Origin of the sequence: Pseudomonas sp. USHLN015 (assembly GCF_037153275.1) — a bacterium.
Taxonomy (GTDB): domain Bacteria; phylum Pseudomonadota; class Gammaproteobacteria; order Pseudomonadales; family Pseudomonadaceae; genus Metapseudomonas; species Metapseudomonas tohonis.
The window spans coordinates 1-17199 of sequence record NZ_JBBCKP010000012.1; the positions used below are offsets into that span (position 1 = coordinate 1).

At 67.5% G+C, this 17199-nt stretch carries 20 protein-coding genes; 10 read left to right on the forward strand and 10 right to left on the reverse strand.

All coding sequences use genetic code 11. The features are described from left to right. Positions 1–402 precede the first annotated feature (402 nt). The gene (gene queD, locus WFQ67_RS23745) at positions 403–759 is read right to left on the reverse strand and encodes a 6-carboxytetrahydropterin synthase QueD (RefSeq protein WP_043247051.1); all 357 of its coding nucleotides are present in this window, start codon (positions 757–759) and stop codon (positions 403–405) included. Between the two features lie 100 nt (positions 760–859). Beyond that, positions 860–2413 carry a nitric oxide reductase transcriptional regulator NorR gene (gene norR / locus WFQ67_RS23750; RefSeq protein ID WP_337058387.1) on the reverse strand — a complete coding sequence of 518 codons (1554 nt, stop codon included), beginning with the start codon at positions 2411–2413 and terminating at the stop codon, positions 860–862. A gap of 154 nt (positions 2414–2567) precedes the next feature. On the opposite strand from norR, the gene hmpA reads away from it, so the two are divergent. From hmpA to WFQ67_RS23765, 3 genes are read left to right on the forward strand one after another with little or no spacing between them, the layout of a single operon-like run. Further along, positions 2568–3749: an NO-inducible flavohemoprotein gene (gene hmpA, locus WFQ67_RS23755; RefSeq protein WP_337058388.1), complete on the forward strand. Its 1182-nt coding sequence runs from the start codon at positions 2568–2570 to the stop codon at positions 3747–3749. A 52-nt stretch (positions 3750–3801) separates the two neighbouring features. Beyond that, the gene (locus WFQ67_RS23760; protein ID WP_173180174.1) at positions 3802–4047 is read left to right on the forward strand and encodes a transmembrane sensor/regulator PpyR; all 246 of its coding nucleotides are present in this window, start codon (positions 3802–3804) and stop codon (positions 4045–4047) included. Continuing rightward, entirely contained in the window at positions 4034–5224 is a 1191-nt protein-coding gene (locus WFQ67_RS23765; protein WP_337058389.1) for an NnrS family protein, read from the forward strand. Before WFQ67_RS23760 ends, WFQ67_RS23765 begins: the two co-directional genes overlap by 14 nt. A gap of 3 nt (positions 5225–5227) precedes the next feature. Here the strand turns inward: WFQ67_RS23765 and WFQ67_RS23770 are convergent, their stop codons facing one another. The 3 genes from WFQ67_RS23770 to WFQ67_RS23780 form a co-directional block, all read right to left on the reverse strand. Then, positions 5228–5485 carry a DUF5329 domain-containing protein gene (locus WFQ67_RS23770; protein WP_244863012.1) on the reverse strand — a complete coding sequence of 86 codons (258 nt, stop codon included), beginning with the start codon at positions 5483–5485 and terminating at the stop codon, positions 5228–5230. Then, positions 5445–6371, reverse strand: coding sequence for a hypothetical protein (locus tag WFQ67_RS23775; protein WP_337058390.1), 927 nt, complete (start codon positions 6369–6371; stop codon positions 5445–5447). The genes WFQ67_RS23770 and WFQ67_RS23775 overlap by 41 nt, the downstream gene beginning before the upstream one ends. 66 nt (positions 6372–6437) lie before the next feature. Continuing rightward, complete coding sequence (locus WFQ67_RS23780) at positions 6438–7517, reverse strand: patatin-like phospholipase family protein (protein ID WP_173180168.1); 1080 nt, start codon at positions 7515–7517, stop codon at positions 6438–6440. A 223-nt stretch (positions 7518–7740) separates the two neighbouring features. Here WFQ67_RS23780 and WFQ67_RS23785 point away from each other — a divergent pair, with 223 nt between their 5' ends. The 5 genes from WFQ67_RS23785 (at position 7741) to WFQ67_RS23805 (ending at position 10889) form a co-directional block, all read left to right on the forward strand. After that, complete coding sequence (locus WFQ67_RS23785; protein WP_213629189.1) at positions 7741–8049, forward strand: PepSY domain-containing protein; 309 nt, start codon at positions 7741–7743, stop codon at positions 8047–8049. Then, complete coding sequence (locus WFQ67_RS23790) at positions 8049–8363, forward strand: PepSY domain-containing protein (protein WP_173180166.1); 315 nt, start codon at positions 8049–8051, stop codon at positions 8361–8363. Before WFQ67_RS23785 ends, WFQ67_RS23790 begins: the two co-directional genes overlap by 1 nt. After that, positions 8363–9031, forward strand: a complete 669-nt coding sequence (locus tag WFQ67_RS23795) for a response regulator transcription factor (RefSeq protein WP_337058391.1) — start codon at positions 8363–8365, stop codon at positions 9029–9031. The genes WFQ67_RS23790 and WFQ67_RS23795 overlap by 1 nt, the downstream gene beginning before the upstream one ends. Then, the gene (locus WFQ67_RS23800) at positions 9028–10347 is read left to right on the forward strand and encodes a sensor histidine kinase (protein ID WP_213629190.1); all 1320 of its coding nucleotides are present in this window, start codon (positions 9028–9030) and stop codon (positions 10345–10347) included. The genes WFQ67_RS23795 and WFQ67_RS23800 overlap by 4 nt, the downstream gene beginning before the upstream one ends. 65 nt (positions 10348–10412) lie before the next feature. Next, entirely contained in the window at positions 10413–10889 is a 477-nt protein-coding gene (locus tag WFQ67_RS23805) for a DUF3429 domain-containing protein (protein ID WP_213629191.1), read from the forward strand. Here the strand turns inward: WFQ67_RS23805 and WFQ67_RS23810 are convergent. The 5 genes from WFQ67_RS23810 to WFQ67_RS23830 all read right to left on the reverse strand — a co-directional run bounded on the left by WFQ67_RS23810 (position 10869) and on the right by WFQ67_RS23830 (position 14887). Beyond that, positions 10869–11393 (reverse strand): AAA family ATPase, encoded by a 525-nt coding sequence (locus WFQ67_RS23810; protein ID WP_337058469.1) that lies wholly within the window; start codon positions 11391–11393, stop codon positions 10869–10871. The genes WFQ67_RS23805 and WFQ67_RS23810 overlap by 21 nt on opposite strands. After that, positions 11390–11953 (reverse strand): nicotinamide riboside transporter PnuC, encoded by a 564-nt coding sequence (pnuC, locus tag WFQ67_RS23815; RefSeq protein ID WP_337058392.1) that lies wholly within the window; start codon positions 11951–11953, stop codon positions 11390–11392. The genes WFQ67_RS23810 and pnuC overlap by 4 nt, the downstream gene beginning before the upstream one ends. A gap of 39 nt (positions 11954–11992) precedes the next feature. Next, entirely contained in the window at positions 11993–12532 is a 540-nt protein-coding gene (locus WFQ67_RS23820) for a hypothetical protein (RefSeq protein ID WP_337058393.1), read from the reverse strand. Between the two features lie 100 nt (positions 12533–12632). Further along, positions 12633–13247, reverse strand: coding sequence for a hypothetical protein (locus WFQ67_RS23825; protein WP_213629194.1), 615 nt, complete (start codon positions 13245–13247; stop codon positions 12633–12635). Between the two features lie 8 nt (positions 13248–13255). Beyond that, entirely contained in the window at positions 13256–14887 is a 1632-nt protein-coding gene (locus WFQ67_RS23830; protein ID WP_337058394.1) for a methyl-accepting chemotaxis protein, read from the reverse strand. Positions 14888–15130: 243 nt separating this feature from the next. On the opposite strand from WFQ67_RS23830, the gene WFQ67_RS23835 reads away from it, so the two are divergent. Both WFQ67_RS23835 and WFQ67_RS23840 read left to right on the forward strand, forming a co-directional pair. Beyond that, a complete protein-coding gene (locus WFQ67_RS23835; protein WP_337058395.1) occupies positions 15131–15961 on the forward strand; it encodes an undecaprenyl-diphosphate phosphatase in 831 nt (276 codons plus the stop codon). 95 nt (positions 15962–16056) lie between these two features. Further along, positions 16057–17031, forward strand: a complete 975-nt coding sequence (locus WFQ67_RS23840) for an alpha/beta fold hydrolase (RefSeq protein ID WP_337058396.1) — start codon at positions 16057–16059, stop codon at positions 17029–17031. The last annotated feature ends 168 nt before the right edge of the window (positions 17032–17199 follow it).

Genomic DNA, 17199 nt, shown 5'->3' on the forward strand with positions numbered 1-17199 from the left:
GATGCATCGCCGATGGTAGTGTGGAGTTTCTCCATGTGAGAGTAGGTCATCGTCAAGCACCTATACCAAACCCCCGATCTTCGCAAGAAGGTCGGGGGTTTGACTTTGCGCCCAAGAAAAATCCGCCGGGCGATGTGAGGTGTCTGCGGCGCTGGCTTGGAACAACCCTTGATCTAGCCAGGTGCAGCGGCACAGCTCGCCGGGGCGACTGTAGGGGCGACTTCAGTCGCCAGGCAGACCGTAGGGCTGCTATTTCAATGGACCCACATGGTTAACCTTGGAGCAGCCCCCGAACTGAAGTCCGGGCTACGTCCAGGCTATACAGCCAGTGTGATCGACAGGAACTGCGCGCAACAAAAAGGCCACCCTAGGGTGGCCTTTTGCATTTATGCAGCAGAAGAATCAGTCGCCCCGGTATTCGCAGCCACTGGTGCAGGTCTCATGGATGCGCACCCGGGAGAGCTCCGGAAGCAGCGGCTTGAGCTGTTGCCAGATCCACTTGGCCAGCACTTCGCTGGTGGGGTTCTCCAGCCCAGGGATGTCGTTCAGGTAGTTGTGATCGAGCTGCTCATAGAGCGGCTTGAAGATCGCCTTGATCTCCGAGAAATCGCGTATCCAGCCGGTATAGGGATCGACTTCGCCTTCGATGTAGATGGCGACGCGGAAGGAGTGGCCGTGCAGTCGCCCGCACTTGTGGCCGGCGGGGACATGGGGGAGGCGGTGAGCCGCCTCGAAGATGAATTCCTTGAACAGTTCCACGAATGACGCTCTGAAGATGACGGCCCGGTACCGGCCTGGAAGGGGCGGGAGTTTATCAGTTCCCCCCGCCCTTTACCGCTGACCGGACGAGCCGCCCCTGTCACTTGATGCCCAGACGCTTGGCCAGGCGTAGCAGGTTGGCGCGATCCAGCCCCAGCTCCCGGGCCGCTGCCGCCCAGTTGCCCTCATTGCGTTCCAGTGCCGCGTTCACCAGGCGCTGTTGATAATGATCCACTGCCGTACGCAGATCGCCGATCGAGACCGGCTGCTCTTCCTCGATCTCCTCATCCGCCTGAACGTGGGCCCCTGCTCGTGGCAAAGCCAGGTCTGCCGCCGTCAGGGTCAGGATCCTTGGCCTATCCGGCTGCGCCACCCTTGCCTTGAGCCCGGCCCGTCCGATCAGGTGTTCCAGCTCACGCACGTTCCCGGGCCAGTCGTAGCCGAGGAGGGCGGCTTGCGCATCCTGGCTCAGCCTCAGGCTGCGCAGCCCCAACTGGGCACGGTTGTTCTCGAGGAAATAGCCCGCAAGCAACAGCACATCGCGGCCACGGTCGCGCAATGGCGGCACGCGCATGGGATAGACGCTGAGACGGTGATAGAGGTCGGCGCGGAATCGGCCATGGCGCACCTCCTCGGCCAGGTCCCGGTTGGTGGCGGCGATCACACGCACATTGACCCGATGCTCCCGATCCGATCCCACCCGTTGCAACTGGCCGCTCTGCAATACCCGCAGCAGCTTGGCCTGGATCGCCAGAGGCAGCTCGCCCACTTCATCCAGGAACAGGCTGCCGCCATCGGCCAGCTCGAACTTGCCACGCCTGTCACCCACGGCGCCGGAGAAGGCGCCACGCACATGGCCGAACAGTTCGCTCTCCACCAGGGTGTCCGGCAGGGCCGCGCAGTTGAGGCTGATGAGCGGCTGGTTGCTGCGGGGAGACCTGGCATGGATCGCCTGGGCCACCAGCTCCTTGCCGACGCCCGTCTCACCGCTGATCAGCACCGTCAGCTCGCTGCCACCGACCACGGCGATCTCCTCCACCAGCGCCTTGTGCGCGGCGCTCTGGCCGATCATTTCCTGCGGCCGCGCCTGCCCGGCGGCCTGGCGATAGACCTCCGCACGCTGCTGTTCATCCGCCGCCAGGCGCTCCAGGCCATGCATGCGCTCGGCGGCCTTCACCGTCGCCGCCGCCAGTACGGCGAAGTTCTCCAGGGTCTGCAGGTCCTCGCTGGAGAAGCGCGCCGGGTTCAGCGCGTCCAGCGTCAGCAGGCCCCAGGGGCGATCATCGAGGAACAGCGGGCAGCCCAGGCAGTCGTGCACCTCCAGGTGTTCCAAATGCCCTTCCACCAGGCCGTCATACGGGTCGGGCAGATCGCAGTCGGCAGGGAAGCGCGTCGGTCCACGATTCTCCAGGAGTGCCCGTAGGCGTGGGTGCTCGCTGACCTTGAAGCGCCGCCCCAAGGTGTCCGCGCTCAAGCCGTCCACCGCAAGGGGCACCAGTTGCTCGCCTTCCAGTCGCAGCAGCGCGGTCGCGTCGCATGGCAGCAGATCCCGCAGCGCGCCGAGAAGGCGGCGATAGCGCTCCGGCTCCGGTAGATCGCGGGACAGGTCGGTGACCAGCGGGATGAGCGTCTGCAGCAAAGAGGGAGTTGTCATATTGACTTCTTGATGTCGGATTGACTCGGGGAGGATTGTAGTCAGAAAAACTCGTAAATTAATAAGTGACTGATTCATAAGAAATAAAAATGTGGCACGGGAAATGAAATACCCAGGACGAGATCCAGACCACCTAGAAAAACGGAGTCCAACCATGCTGTCCAGCCACGTGCGTGCCATCGTCAAGTCCACTGTCCCCCTGCTGGAGACGGGGGGCGAAGCCCTGACCACCCATTTCTACAAGATGATGCTCACCGAATACCCGCAGGTCCGCCCGCTGTTCAACCAGGCTCACCAGGCCAGCGGCGACCAGGCCCGCGCCCTCGCCAACGGCGTGCTGATGTACGCCCGCCACATCGACCAGCTCGAGGTCCTGGGCCCGCTGGTCAGCCGCATCGTCGCCAAGCACGTCGCCTTGCAGATCCTTCCCGAGCACTACCCGATCGTGGGGGACTGCCTGCTGCGCTCCATCCGCGAGGTCCTGGGCGAGGACATCGCGACGGACGAGGTGATCGACGCCTGGGCCCAGGCCTATGAGCTGCTGGCCGGCCTGCTGATCGGCTCGGAAGAGGAGGTCTACGCCGCCAGTGCCGAGGCCCCCGGCGGCTGGCGCGGCGCACGTGGCTTCATCGTCGAGCGCAAGGTCGCGGAAAGCGAGGAGATCACCTCCTTCCACCTGGTGCCTGAAGATGGCGGCGCGGTGCTGGACTTCGCCCCCGGCCAGTTCATCGGCCTGCGCCTGGACATCGATGGCGAGGAGGCACGCCGCAACTACTCCCTCTCCGCAGCCGCCAACGGCCGCTCCTACCGCATCAGCGTCAAACGCGAGCCAGGCGGCAAGGTTTCCAACTTCCTCCACGATCGTGTCGGCGAAGGTGACCGCATCGAACTGTTCGCGCCGGCCGGCGACTTCGTGTTGCGCCCCGGCAGGAAGCCTCTGGTGCTGATCACCGCCGGCGTCGGTATCACCCCTGCGCTGGCCATGCTCGAAGTGGCGCAACACAGCGATCGGCCGATCCACTTCATCCACTGCGCGCGTAACGGCGCGGTCCACGCCTTCCGTGACTGGGTGGAGAACATCGCCGCCCAGCGCCAGAACTTCCACCACTTCGTCTGCTACAGCGAGCCGTCCCGGAGCGATCGTGCCGACGCCACCGGCTTCCTCACCCTCGATCGCCTGTCGGGCTGGCTACCCGCCGAGCGTGACCTGGACGCCTACTTCCTCGGGCCCAAGCCCTTCATGGCCCAGGTGAAGAAGCACCTGAAGACCCTGGGCGTACCCGACGGGCAATGCCACTACGAGTTCTTCGGCCCTGCCAGTGCCCTGGACAGCTGATCGACCCCGCCCGGCGCTCACGAGGCGCCGGGCCTTGAACGAGGAAACCACCATGACCTTCTTCAACTCCCCCGATGCTCTTCTGCGCTTCGCCAACCAGGTGCTCTGGATCGGCCTGGTCATGCTGCTGGTCGGCATCCTCTGCGGCTATCTGCTCGACCAGTTCTTCGGGCTGCTGCCGCTGATCGCCTTCCACGGCATGGTCATCTTCGGGCCGACCCTGCTGAAGCTCGGCTATGTCATGCGCCTCACCGCCCAATACCAGCTGCGCAAGGAGGCGCTCCATGCAGTTGCGTGACCGTCAACGGGAACTGGCCATCGCGCCGCTCTGGCGCCTTGGCTTCCGTCCTTTCTTCCTGGCTGGCGGGCTCTTCGCGCTGATCGCCATGGCGTTCTGGATCGTGGCGCTGACCGGCCACCTCGGCACCTGGCAACCGGCTGGTGGCTGGCTGGCCTGGCATCGTCACGAAATGCCTTTCGGCTTCGGCATCGCCATCATCGCCGGCTTCCTGCTCACTGCCGTGCAGAACTGGACGGGCAGGGCCGGGCTCTCCGGGCGCCCGTTGATGGGGCTCGCAGCCCTCTGGCTCGCCGCGCGCCTGGCCTGGTTGCTGCAGGCGCCGCTGCTCGTGCTGATTCCCCTGCAGGTCGCCTTCCTGCCGCTGCTGGCCTTCGTCATCGGCCGCAGCCTCTGGCAGGTGCGCCAGCGCAACAATTATCCCGTGGTGGCCGTGCTGCTCCTGCTCGGCAGTGCCGATGCCCTGGTGCTGGCCGGCCTGGCAGGGGGCGAGGAGGGTATGCAACGCCAGGGCGTGCTCGCGGCGATGTGGTTGATCGCGGCACTGATGGGCCTGATCGGCGGACGGGTGATTCCCTTCTTCACCCAGCGCGGGCTGGGGCGCACCCAGCAGGTGAAGGCCGTGCCCTGGCTGGACCGCGCCACCCTCGGTTGCGCGTTGCTGGTGGCGGTGCTGACCGCCTCGGGCGTTGCCCTGGAAGCCAGAGCCTGGATCGCGTTGCCATTTGCCTGCCTGGCCCTGGGCAACGCCGTTCGCCTGGCGCGCTGGTACGACGCGGGCATCTGGCGCGTGCCGCTGCTCTGGTCCTTGTACCTGGCCTTCGCCTGGCTGGTGGTGGCGCCCCTCGGCCAGGCGCTCTGGCACCTGGGGCTCACGGGCAACCCGAGCCTGCCGTTGCACGCGCTGGCGGTCGGGGCGATGGGTGGGTTGATCCTGGCGATGCTGGCCCGCGTCAGCCTGGGCCACACCGGCCGGCCGTTGTCACCGCCTAAGACGATGGGCATCGCCTTCGCACTGGTCAACTGCGGAGCGCTGGCGCGGGTGTTCCTGCCGGGGCTGCTGCCCAGCGTGGCGCTGCCCCTGGCGGGCGTCTGCTGGCTGGGCGCCTTTGCGCTGTTCCTCGGGCACTACGCGCCGATGTTCTGCCATGCGCGGGTCGACGGCCAGCCTGGTTGAGGTTCAGGGCCGGGCGGTGCGCAGGCGCGCCAGCTCGGCCTTCAGCCATTCCGCGGAGAGCTGTTCCTGGCCGTTGCAGCGCACCTTGTAGGGCTTGCCGCTCATGCTGCTCTCGGTGGCGGCGCGGGCGATGAAGTCCTCGCTGGAGTCGACCAGGCCCTTCTTCTCCAGGTAGTCGAGCTTCTTCTGCAGGTGATCGCGGGCTTCGGTCGCCGGGTACTCACTGCCGTTGCGGATGAACAGGCAGCCACTCGACGCCACGAACCTCAGCAGCCCCTCGATCTCCTGCTGGCTGCGTGCGTCCGGCGCCGCCTGGCTCGGGTTCATCGCAAGCAACAAGCAACTGGCGCAGATGGCCTGCCAGGTAACGGTGAAAACGCGCATCTTCCCAATACTCCATATGGCTCAGGGGGGTGTGCCGCTTGTACCAGGGGCCGACCGGCATGGCACGGTCCTCCTGCACGACGGCGGTGTAGTTCTGCAGGGGCCGCAGCGGGTAGCCGAGTGGGTCCGCCGGGGCGTAGACGTTCAGCCAGCGCGCCTGTTCGCGCACCCGCTCCTCCAGGCAGTGGCCGGGGAAGCGGATGGGCTGGACGGGGTCGTAGGCGAAGGTGAACAGCGGGATGTTGCAGCCGAAGGTGACCAGCCCGGCGAGGGTCTCCAGCGCGATGAAGGGGTCGCGCGGGCAGCTCGGGGTGTCGTTGAGTTTCTGCTGGTCCCAGACGAAGTTGGAGAAGATGTGCCCGCCGAGGGAGTGCGCGAGCACCACCAGCGGCGTACTCGGGCCCACCCGGGCGCGCAGGGCGTTGAGGCCGTTGCGCAGGCACTGGTGCACTTCTTCATAGGTGGTGTCGTAGGCCTGGCTGACCTTGCGATAGCCGCTGGCGTCGCCGAGGAACAGCGTCACCGCCTCGCGCAGCCAGCGCCAGGTAACCGGTTCGCGCTCCAGGCGGTCCAGGTAGGCCTGCTCGCGCTTGTCCAGCACGCTGGCCCAGTAGAGGCTCTGGAAGGCGATCTGTTCGGCGTCGCTGCCCAGGCGCTTGCGCAGGCCGCGGATCAGGCCCTGGGCGAAGCCGTGCTGGCCGTCGTCGTCGCGCAGGTCCTGCTGGTTGCCAATGCCATGGATGATGGCGACGGCGAGCTTCATCGGTTCTCTCCCTGAATCGTCGCGCGGCAGCCTACCCCGAGGCAGGCCGCGCGGCAATCGGGCCGATCAGAGCGGCTGCAGGCGTTCGGCCAGGCGGCCGCCATCCACCAATTCGAGGAATTCGTCACCGAGGCGCTGGCTCTCGCTCATCGCCTTGCGCCAGTAGCGCTCGCGGCCGGCGTCGTCACCCAGGTAGCGGGTGAAGTCCTTGCGGTCCGGCAGCTTGCCGTGGGGCAGGGTGGCCAGGTACTCCCGCGAGGGGGCGAGCAGCAGCACGTCCTGCAGGCGCACTGCATCGCCACGGCGCCAGGGCAGGCCCTTGTCGAACCAGCCGGGGATCACCTTGTCGGTGAAGTGCGGGTAGAGCACCACGCCGTCGCCGCTGTAGGGCAGGTCGAGGTGGTAGTCGAGCAGGCCGCCGTCGCGGTAGGTGCCGGGGCCGGCGCCCGGGATGTCGCGCACGCCTTCCATCACCATGGGGATGGAGCCGGAGGCCAGCAGGGCGTGGCGGAGGTTGCCGGCGTCCAGGGCCAGGCAGCGCGAGGGGAAGTCCTCCAGCGCGGCCAGGGGCGGGGCCAGGCGGCTGTCATGCAGGATCACCCGCTCGAAGTGCCGGGCCAGGCGCGGGCGCCCCAGCAGGTTGGAGCCGATCACCGAGCCCAGGCCGAGCCCCAGCGCACCACGGCGGTCATGGGCGAGCAGGCCGTGGCTCTTCACCACCACCACGTTGAGGCGGTAGTGCGGGTTGCTCAGTACATGGGCGTCCTGGCCTTCCAGCAGGTGGTCGAGCATCTGCGCGCAGAGGCGGCTGACCTCGGCCATGGTCACGCCCTTGGGGAAGCGTTGCGCGGTGTACAGCTCGCCCAGGCGGCTGATGCCCTTGGCGGCGTCCGGCAGGCAGGCGCTGGCGAAGCGCCAGGAGCCGATGGAGGCGCCGATCAGCGAGCGCTCCTGGGGCGCGCGGGGCAGCCAGTCGCCGAACAGCGCCAGGTCCAGTCCCTGGATGCCCAGCGCCTTGGGGCCGCCGGCAGCGCCGGGGAGGATCTTCACGTCGGCCGGCTGCAGGCCGCGCTCGCGGATGCGTGCCAGGGCACGGCTGCCTGCGCGCAGGGTCAGGGCGGGCGACTTGATGTGGATGGCGCTCATGGGGGCCTCCGAAAAAAGCGAGGCAGCGATTATAGTGGCCCGCGCCGCCAGTCCAAGCGCCTTCATCCTGTGAATGATGCATCCATGCCGAGTCCGGGGAGTGATTGGCGGGATTCGGGGTATCGATGGCACCGACCGGAGCGGCCGGAAATTCAGCTTGAGTTAATTGGCCTTCGCTAAGGTGTACCCATCCAAGACAGATATCCCCACAAGGAGATGCACCATGAAAAAACTCACTGCCCTGCTCGCCGTCGCCACCCTCGCTGCCACCGCCGGTATCGCCCAGGCCCGTGACCTCGGCCCGGACGAAGCCCTGAAGCTGCGTGACGCCGGCACCATCCAGTCGTTCGAGAAGCTCAACGCCGCCGCCATCGCCAAGCACCCCGGCTCCACCGTCAACGAGACCGAGCTGGAAGAGGAATACGGCCGCTACATCTACCAGGTCGAACTGCGTGATCCCCAGGGCGTGCAGTGGGACCTGGAGCTGGACGCCACCAATGGCCAGATCCTCAAGGATCACCAGGACGACTGATGCGACTGATCATGCGCTACAGCGGCATCCTCGCCCTGGTCCTGGCGGTCTTCGCCCTCGAGGCGGTGGCCCGTGACCTGGACCAGGACGAAGCCCTGAAGCTCCGCGAGGAAGGGGTGATCATGCCCCTCGAACAACTGCTGCACCGGGCCCTGGGGTTGTACCCCGGGGCTCGCCTGCTGGAGGCGGAGCTGGAAGAGGAAGACGATGTCTATGTCTACGAAGTCGAACTGCTGACCACCGAAGGCGTGGTGCGGGAGCTGGAACTGGACGCCCGCGACGGGCGCATCCTGAAGGACGAGGAGGATGACTGATGCGCCTGCTGCTGGTTGAGGATCATGTGCCCCTGGCGGACGAGTTGCTGGCCGGGCTCGGCCGCCAGGGCTACGCCGTGGACTGGCTGGCCGACGGCCGCGATGCTGCCCACCAGGGCGCCAGCGAACCCTATGACCTGATCGTGCTGGACCTCGGCCTGCCCGGTCGCCCGGGCCTCGACGTGCTCCGCGAATGGCGCGCGGGCGGGCTGGCGACGCCGGTGCTGATCCTCACCGCGAGGGATTCCTGGGCCGGGCGCATCGAGGGCCTCAAGGCCGGTGCCGACGACTACCTGACCAAACCCTTCCACCCGGAGGAACTGGCCCTGCGCATCCAGTCGCTGCTGCGCCGCGCCCGGGGCCTGGCCAACCAGCCGCACCTCGAAGCGGCTGGCCTGCAGCTGGACGAAGGCCGCCAATGCGTCACCCGTGGCGGTGAGGAAGTGGACCTGACCGCTGCCGAGTTCCGCCTCCTGCGCTACTTCATGCTCCACCCGGGCCAGCTACTGTCCAAGAGCCACCTGGCCGAGCACCTCTATGACGGCGAGACCGAGCGCGACTCCAACGTCATCGAGGTCCACGTCAACCACCTGCGGCGCAAGCTCGGGCGCAGCGTGATCGAGACCCGCCGTGGCCAGGGCTACCGCTTCACCGGTGCCACCGAGTGAGGTCCATCCAGCGGCAGCTCAGCATCGGCCTGGTGACCCTGTTGCTGGTGGTCGGGCTCTTGCTCGCCCAGGTGAGCCTGTGGCTGTTCGATGACGGCCTGCGCCGCCACCTCGAGGGCAACCTGCGCAGCGAGGCGGAAAGCCTGCTGGCCGCCCTGGTGCGCGGCCCGAAGGGCATCCAGCTGGACGAGCAGAAGCTCAACCCGGCGCATCAGCAGCCCTATTCGGGGCGCTATTTCCTGATCCGCATCGATGACACCCCCTGGCGCTCCCGCTCCCTGTGGGACGCCGAGTTCGCCATGCCCGAGCGCCCGGGCCTGACCGCCGAGCTGCTGCCCGGGCCCAACGACCAGCAGTTGCTCACCTACCGGGGCGACTACCGCCGCTTCGGCCGCCAGGTGAGCATTGCCGTGGCCCAGGACTACACGCCGGTACTGGACAGCTTCCGCCGCGTGCAGTGGACCGGCGTCGCCCTGGGTGTAGCCGCGCTCCTGCTGGTGCTCGCCCTGCAGCGCTACACGGTGCGCCGTGCGCTGCGCCCGCTGGAACGGGTGCGTCGACAGATCGCCCAGCTGCAGCAGGGCCAGCGCAGCGAGCTGGATGCCCGCGTGCCCCTGGAACTGGAGCCGCTGGTGGGCCAGATCAACCACCTGCTGGCCCATACCGAAGACACCCTGCGCCGTTCGCGCAATGCCCTGGGCAACCTTGGCCACGCACTGAAGACGCCCCTGGCGGTGCTGGTCAGCCTGGAGTCCCGCGACGAGTTGCGTGAGCACCCGGAGCTGCGCGCCGCCCTGGCCGAGCAACTGGAGCAGATCCAGCAGCGCTTGTCCCGCGAGCTGGGCCGCGCGCGCCTGGCCGGCGAAGCCTTGCCAGGGGCGCATTTCGATTGCGATGCGGAGTTGCCGGGGCTGTTCAACACCCTGTCGATGATCCATGACAGCGGGCTCGACCTGGACTGGGATGTCGCCCCCGGCCTGCGCCTGCCCTGGGATCGCGAGGACCTGCTGGAGCTGTTGGGCAACCTGCTGGACAACGCCTGCAAGTGGGCGGAAACCCAGGTGTTGCTGTCCATCTCCCTGCAGGCCGGCGGTTATCGCCTGAGCGTCGACGACGACGGCCCCGGCATCGCCGAGGAGCAGCGCGAGACGGTGCTCGACCGGGGCTCGCGGCTGGACGAGCAGGTTGCCGGCCATGGCCTGGGCCTGGGCATCGTGCGGGACATCGTCGACGCCTGGGGCGGCCGTCTCAGCCTGGACAGCAGCCCCCTCGGCGGCCTGCGGGTGCGCATCGACCTGCCCGTGCCTCGCCGTTGACGGCGCACAATGCGGTTGGTATCAGGCCTGTCTAGTCTGAAGGCAACCCAACAAGGACCCGCCCCATGCATGCATTCGATGCTCCCCATCCGCCGCAACTGGCCCGGCTGCTCGGCTACGCCGGGCTGGTGCCCTTCGTCACCGGTGCACTCGGTATCTGGCTGACCCCGATCGGTTGGCGCCCCCTGGTACTGGCGGCGTTGCTGGACTACGCCGCCGTCATCCTCGCGTTCATGGGTGCCATTCACTGGGGGCTGGCCATGCGCGCCGGCCAGGACGACACTCGCGCGCGCCTGCAACTGGGCCTTTCGGTGATTCCCGCATTGTTCGGCTGGGTCGCCATCGCCGCCGGGCTGCCCACCGGCCTGGCGGTGGCCGTGTTCATCCCGGCTTTCATCGGCCTTTACCTGGCCGACCTGCGTGCCGTGCGCCTGGGCCTCGCACCGGGCTGGTACCCGGCCCTGCGCCGGCCTCTGACCATCGGCGTCGTCACCAGCCTGCTGGTGGCCTGGGGCGGCCTGCTATTCGGCCAGCCAGGCTGACACCGTGGCCAGCGCCGCGTCGCGGCGCTCGGCCCAATTCCCCGTCACCACCACGTAACGCTGCCCCTGTGCCTTCAGCCACGCCTCGCTGGCGTGGAAGAACGCCAACCGCTCGTCCAGCGCCGGCTGGCAGCGCTGCCCATCGCCCACCCAGGGCACGCCTTCCGGGCTCAGCAGCAGGTGCAGGTCGTAGCGGCGTTCGGCCAGGGCCGTCTCCAACCAGGCCGGGCAGTCGCCGAACAGCGTGCGGCTCCACAGGATGTTGCTCAGCAGGTGGGTATCCAGCACCAGCAGCGCCGGCCGCTCGGCCCGCGCCGCGTCCTCGCGCTGCAATTGCCCCCGGGCGATCAGGGGGATGTCGGCGTAGCAGGTGTCGCGCTGCTGCTCGTCGATGAACTCGCGCACGTACTCCCCCACCACCTGGCCGCCGAAGCGCGTAGCGATCTCGCCGGCCAGCCAGCTCTTGCCACTGGATTCGGGCCCCGCCAGCACCACCACCTTCATGCCGGGCTCGCCTGCGGTTGCCGCCATTGCCGCCAGCCGTGCACGGCCAGCAGCGTGAACAGCGCGTAGAGCGCGGCGGTCAGGTACAGCGCCTTGCTGAGGAACAGGCCGACGAAGATCACGTCCACCACTATCCACAGTGCCCAGCATTCCAGGCGCTTCTGCGCCATCCACACCTGGGCCACCAGGCTGAACGCGGTGAGGGCGGCGTCCAGCCAGGGCGCGGCGGCGTCGGTGTGGGTAGCCATCAGGTAGCCCAGGCTCAGGCTGCCGGCGGTGCCGAGCGCCAGGCCCAGCAGCAGCCCGCTGCGTGCCAGGCGCGTCACCTCGCGGCCCTCGTGGCGCTCGCCGCCCCGGGTCCACTGCCACCAGCCGTAGAGCTGCAGCACGGCGTAGACCACCTGCAGCAGCATGTCGGAGTAGAGCTTCACCTCGAAGAAGATCCAGGCGTAGATCAGCACCATGCCCAGGCCGATGGGCCAGCACCAGCGGTTCTGCCGGGTGGTGAGCCAGACGGCGAGCACGCCGAGCGCGGCGGCGAAGAGTTCAAGTGGCGACACGGGCGACCCTCGTGGAAAGAGCCGCCGATTGTAGCGGCTTCAGCCGGCGGCGGGCGCCCTGGCCGCCAGGCGTTGCCGGTCCTGGCGCTCGCGCTCGGTGCCCAGGTACGGCTCGCGGGTGCCCAGCAGGTGGTCGAACCAGGGCCGGGTCACGCACCAGTTGGCGTGGGGGTTGGGGCCCATGTGGTGGTCGTAGTGCCAGGGCAGGTGGTGGCGCGCCCAGTCCGGGTCCTCGTGCGAGCGGCGGTGGGTGCGGTAGTAGTTTGCCGCGCCGTACCAGAGGGTCGCGGTGAACCAGGGCGCCACCAGCCACAGCGGGCTGGCGGCCAGGCTCGCCAGCAGCAGCGCCCAGGCTTCCTTGCCCTGGGCGTGCCAGCCCAGCGGGAAGCGCTCGTAGCAGGGGTCGCGGAAGGCGTGGCGGCGGGCTTTGCCGTGGTGTTCGTGGAAATGGAAGCTCCAGAAGCGCCCGCGCACCCGGCCCAGACCGTGGAGCACGTACTTGTGGAAGAACCATTCGATGAAGTTGGCCAGGAGCAGGCCGGCGATGATGCTCAGCGGGGCTTCGAGGTACCAGGGCATGGCAACGGAATCCTTGGCGGGTCGTGATCCGACTCTAGCCAGGAGGAGGGCGCCCGGTCTTGTCCGTGCTGCCCGGTTCGCCGGGCATCCGGGACAAGCCTCAGCAGACTAGGCTGTCGGCCTGGCGGTAGAGGATCAGCAACTTGCGGGTGATGCTCTGCTGGATGTCGTCGCGCTCGAAGGTGGAGAGGTGTGGCAGCTTCTGCACCTGCAGGCGGTGCAGGTGGATGTAGGGCATCTGCTGGTCGAACTCGCGCAGGTCGCCCTTCATCAGGATCGGCAGGAAGACGTCGCCGCGCTTGCGCTGATTGCTGATGATCTGCGCCAGTGCCGGCTTGAAGGGCATGGTCTTGGGCTTCGGGCCGCCTTCCTCGATGCGCGTGCTGAGCAGCAACCCCGGCTTGCCGAGGACCACGCCGGGCAGCACGAAGAGGCCGGTCTTGAGCACCGCGGCGGCCTCGATCCCGTGCAGGGTGTCGTGGAAGGCGTAGGGGTTGGGCAGCACCACCATCTTGCGCCCGAGGTCGGCGGGGAAGTGCAGGCTGTAGTTGGTGTACAGCTGGCGCGTGGACTCGGAGTACACGCACAGGCGGTTCTCGAACAGGCGGATGAAACGCTCGGCCAGCTCGCGACGGGCGATGCTGTCCAGGTCCCAGATCAGGTCCTGGTTCTGCTGCTGGCCGAGGTCGACCTCCTGGTGTTCCATGTTGCCCATGCCGGTCCTCAAACGCGGAATTGTCTCAGCAAGCGGTTCAACTGCTCTGCCAGTTGGCTGAGCTGCTGGCTGGCGGCGCTAGTCTGCTCTGAAGCCATCGCGTTGTCATGGGCCAAGCTGGCTGCCTGGGTCACATTCTGGTTGATGTCCTCCACCACGTGGGACTGCTGCAGGGTGGCACTGGCGATGGAGGCGTTGAGCCCGGTGAGGTTGCGCAACGACTGGGCGATCTGCCCGAGGCTCTCGCCGGCCTGGCTGGCCTGCTCCACGGTCAGCTGCGAGGCGCGGCTGCTTTCGTTGATCACCTTCACCGCCGCTTCGGAGTTGCCTTGCAGGCGCTCGATCATGCCGTGGATCTCGGCGGTGGATTTCTGCGTGCGCTGGGCCAGCAGGCGCACCTCGTCGGCGACCACGGCGAAGCCGCGGCCCTGCTCGCCGGCGCGGGCGGCCTCGATGGCGGCGTTGAGCGCCAGCAGGTTGGTCTGCTCGGCGATGGAGCGGATCACTTCCAGGACGGTGCCGATCTGCGAGCTTTCCTCGGCCAGCGAGCGGATCACCTCCACGGCCTGGGCGATGGTGTCGGAGAGCTGGCCGATCTGCCGCAGGCTGGCGTCGATGTTGCTCTGGCCGAGGCGCGCCTGGTCTTCGGCGGTGCGCACCTCGCTGGCGGCGTGCTCGGCGTTCTTCGCCACGTCCTGCACGCCGTAGGTGACCTCGTTGATGGCGGTGGCCACCAGCTCCATCTGCTGGGATTGCTGCTCGCTGTGGCGCTGGCCATTGCTGGCGATGCCGCCCAGGGAACCGGCGGCCTGGTCCAGCGCGCCGGCAGCGTCCAGGGATTGGCGGATGACCCCGCGCAGCTTGCTGGTGAAGGCGTTGAAGTGCCCGGAAAGCGCGGTGATCTCGTCGCGACCCTGGCCATCCAGCGAGCTGGTCAGGTCACCTTCGCCGCTGGCGATGTTGGCCATGGCCGCCACCACGTCCTGCAGCGGGCGGGTGATGCTGCGGGCGATCACCACCACCAGCACCGCCATGATCAGGGCGATCACCAGGCCGATGAAGGAGGCGCGCAGGGCCTGGGACCAGAATTCCTCCTGCATGTCGTCGATGTAGATGCCCGAGCCGATCACCCAGCCCCAGGGCTGGAACAGTTGCACGTAGGACACCTTGGGCACCGGGTCGCTGGCGCCCGGCTTCGGCCAGCGGTAGTCGACGAAGCCCGCGCCCTTGCTGCGGGCCACGGCCACCATGTCGTTGAACAGCGGCTTGCCATCCGGGTCCTTGTAGCCGGAGAGGTCCTGCCCCTCCAGCTTCGGGTTGGTCGGGTGCATGACCATGCGCGGGGTCAGGTCGTTGATCCAGAAGTAGTCGTTCTTGTCATAGCGCAGCGCGCGGATGGCCTGCATGGCCTGCTTCTGCGCCTCTTCGCGGGGCAGGGTGCCGGCCGCTTCCTGGGCCTGGAAGTGCTGCAGCACGCCGGCGGCGGTCTGCACCACGTGCTGGGTCTTGAGTTCCTTGCCATGCAGCAGGTCGCTGTGGATCTGCTGGAGCATCGCCATCCCGAGAACCACCAGCATCGACACCGCGACGACGAGGATCAGCCAGAGACGGCGGCTGATGGGCAGACTGCGAAGGTTCATGGTCGGGGGCTCCTGACTCGTTATTGTTCTGCGGCCGGATTTCGCGCTCCTGCGCGGTCGTTGCCGCGCGCGAATCCACAGCATGTCTGATAGCATTTCGGCATTCGGCCGGCAAACCTGATGCAGATCGTCGGCCGGGAACCCGCGTCCTTGCGGCTGGTCTCAGCCGCGCACGGTACCCGCCCGGGCCACACCACACACTTTTGCGAGCAGGCCGCCACTGGGCGAGCCTTGGGAGAACCAATGGATTTTTGGACGGCCTTTCAGGCTCTGATTCTGGGCGTAGTCGAAGGCCTCACGGAGTTCCTGCCGATCTCCAGCACCGGCCACCAGATCATCGTGGCCGACCTGATCGGCTTCGGTGGCGAGCGCTTCCAGGCGTTCAACATCATCATCCAGCTCGGCGCCATCCTCGCCGTGGTCTGGGAGTACCGGCGCAAGATCTTCGACGTGGTGGTGGGCCTGCCCCGCGAGCGCAGCGCCCAGCGCTTCACCGGCAACCTGCTGGTGGCCTTCTTCCCGGCGGTGATCCTGGGCGTGGCCTTCGCCGACCTGATCCACCACTACCTGTTCAACCCCATCACCGTGGCCACGGCGCTGGTCATCGGCGGGGTGATCATGCTCTGGGCCGAGCGTCGCGATCACCTGATCAAGGCCGAGACGGTGGACGACATGAACTGGAAGCAGGCGCTCAAGGTGGGCCTCGCCCAGTGCCTGGCGCTGGTGCCCGGCACCTCGCGCTCCGGCGCCACCATCATCGGCGGGCTGCTGTTCGGCCTGTCGCGCAAGGCGGCCACCGAGTTCTCCTTCTTCCTCGCCATGCCCACCATGGTCGGCGCGGCGGTGTACTCGGGCTACAAGTACCGCCACCTGTTCCAGCCCTCCGACCTGCCGGTGTTCGCCCTGGGCTTCGTGGTCTCCTTCATCTTCGCGATGATCGCCGTTCGCGCGCTTCTCAAGTTCATCGGCAACCACAGCTACGCGGCCTTCGCCTGGTACCGCATCGGTTTCGGCCTGCTGATCCTCGCCACCTGGCAGTTCGGGCTTATCGACTGGGCCATCGCCCAGGGCTGATGAGTCCCGGGCATTCGCGGCATCGATAAAGGCACGCCCCCGGGCGTGCCTTTGTCATAGTGGGCGCCTGTACCGCTACGGATTGAGGAAGGCCCATGAGCGCGCTCGAACATCGCCTGCTGGAGGTCAATGGCATCCGCCTCGGCGTCCATTGCGCCGGTCCGGAAAACGGACGGCCGCTTTGGCTGCTGCACGGCTTCCCCGAGTGCTGGCATTCCTGGCGCAACCAGATCGAGCCGTTGCTGGCCGCTGGCTACCGCGTACTGGTGCCGGAGATGCGTGGCTATGGCAGCAGCAGTGCCCCGGACGATCCGGCGGCCTATGACCTGATCACCCTTTGCGGCGACATCCAGGCCGCCATGGATGCCCTTGGCCAGCACGAGGTTTGCGTCATCGGCCACGACTGGGGCGCTCCGGTGGCCTGGCACCTGGCGCTGCTGGAGCCGTTGCGGGTCAAGGCGGTGGTCGGCATGGCGGTGCCTTTCGGCGGCCGCCCGAAGCAACCGGCGACCGAGGCGATGCGCCAGCACTTCGCCGGGCGCTTCAACTACATCCTCTATTTCCAGGAGCCGGGCGTCGCCGAGCGCGAACTGGATGCCGACATCCCGCGCACCCTGCGGATGATGATGCACAACAGCTCCGCCGCGGTGCCCCGGGACTTCTTCCTCCAGGACAAGCCCGCCGGCTCGACCCTGTTCGACGGCATGCAGGACCCCGGCCAGCTGCCGGCCTGGTGCGACGAGACAGCCTTCGCCGAGTACCTTAGGACCTTCGAGGGGCGCGGCTTCCACGGTGCGCTCAACTGGTACCGCAACTTCGAGCGCAACTGGCAGCGCACCGAGCCGCTGCAGGGCAGGCAGGTGCTGCAGCCCGCCCTGTTCCTGATCGGCGACAAGGACCCGGTCGGCACCCTGGAGGCATACGGCATCAAGGCCATGCCGCGCAGCGTGCCCGGCCTGGAGCAGCACGTGATCGCCGAGTGCGGGCACTGGCTGCAGAACGAAAAGCCGCGCGAGGTGAACGCCCATCTGCTGGGCTTCCTGGCGCGGCACTATCCGAATGGCAACTGATCTGCGGGGGGGGATGGGTGGGGGCGAATTCATTCGCGATTCTTCTGCACCGAGCCCATCGCGGTTGAAACCGCTCCCACAGGAGGGAGCGGTCTTGGGGCGACTGATGTCGTCCCTGCAGGATTGAGGAGGCTGTAGGGGCGAATTCATTCGCCCGCTTCTGAATGC

Coding starts and splice junctions, on each gene's coding strand:
- norR (WP_337058387.1), bottom strand. CDS start 2,413: ATGACAACTCCCTCTTTGCTGCAGACGCTCATCCCGCTGGTCACCGAC.
- hmpA (WP_337058388.1), top strand. CDS start 2,568: ATGCTGTCCAGCCACGTGCGTGCCATCGTCAAGTCCACTGTCCCCCTG.
- WFQ67_RS23760 (WP_173180174.1), top strand. CDS start 3,802: ATGACCTTCTTCAACTCCCCCGATGCTCTTCTGCGCTTCGCCAACCAG.
- WFQ67_RS23765 (WP_337058389.1), top strand. CDS start 4,034: ATGCAGTTGCGTGACCGTCAACGGGAACTGGCCATCGCGCCGCTCTGG.
- WFQ67_RS23775 (WP_337058390.1), bottom strand. CDS start 6,371: ATGAAGCTCGCCGTCGCCATCATCCATGGCATTGGCAACCAGCAGGAC.
- WFQ67_RS23780 (WP_173180168.1), bottom strand. CDS start 7,517: ATGAGCGCCATCCACATCAAGTCGCCCGCCCTGACCCTGCGCGCAGGC.
- WFQ67_RS23785 (WP_213629189.1), top strand. CDS start 7,741: ATGAAAAAACTCACTGCCCTGCTCGCCGTCGCCACCCTCGCTGCCACC.
- WFQ67_RS23790 (WP_173180166.1), top strand. CDS start 8,049: ATGCGACTGATCATGCGCTACAGCGGCATCCTCGCCCTGGTCCTGGCG.
- WFQ67_RS23795 (WP_337058391.1), top strand. CDS start 8,363: ATGCGCCTGCTGCTGGTTGAGGATCATGTGCCCCTGGCGGACGAGTTG.
- WFQ67_RS23805 (WP_213629191.1), top strand. CDS start 10,413: ATGCATGCATTCGATGCTCCCCATCCGCCGCAACTGGCCCGGCTGCTC.
- WFQ67_RS23810 (WP_337058469.1), bottom strand. CDS start 11,393: ATGAAGGTGGTGGTGCTGGCGGGGCCCGAATCCAGTGGCAAGAGCTGG.
- WFQ67_RS23820 (WP_337058393.1), bottom strand. CDS start 12,532: ATGCCCTGGTACCTCGAAGCCCCGCTGAGCATCATCGCCGGCCTGCTC.
- WFQ67_RS23825 (WP_213629194.1), bottom strand. CDS start 13,247: ATGGGCAACATGGAACACCAGGAGGTCGACCTCGGCCAGCAGCAGAAC.
- WFQ67_RS23830 (WP_337058394.1), bottom strand. CDS start 14,887: ATGAACCTTCGCAGTCTGCCCATCAGCCGCCGTCTCTGGCTGATCCTC.
- WFQ67_RS23835 (WP_337058395.1), top strand. CDS start 15,131: ATGGATTTTTGGACGGCCTTTCAGGCTCTGATTCTGGGCGTAGTCGAA.
- WFQ67_RS23840 (WP_337058396.1), top strand. CDS start 16,057: ATGAGCGCGCTCGAACATCGCCTGCTGGAGGTCAATGGCATCCGCCTC.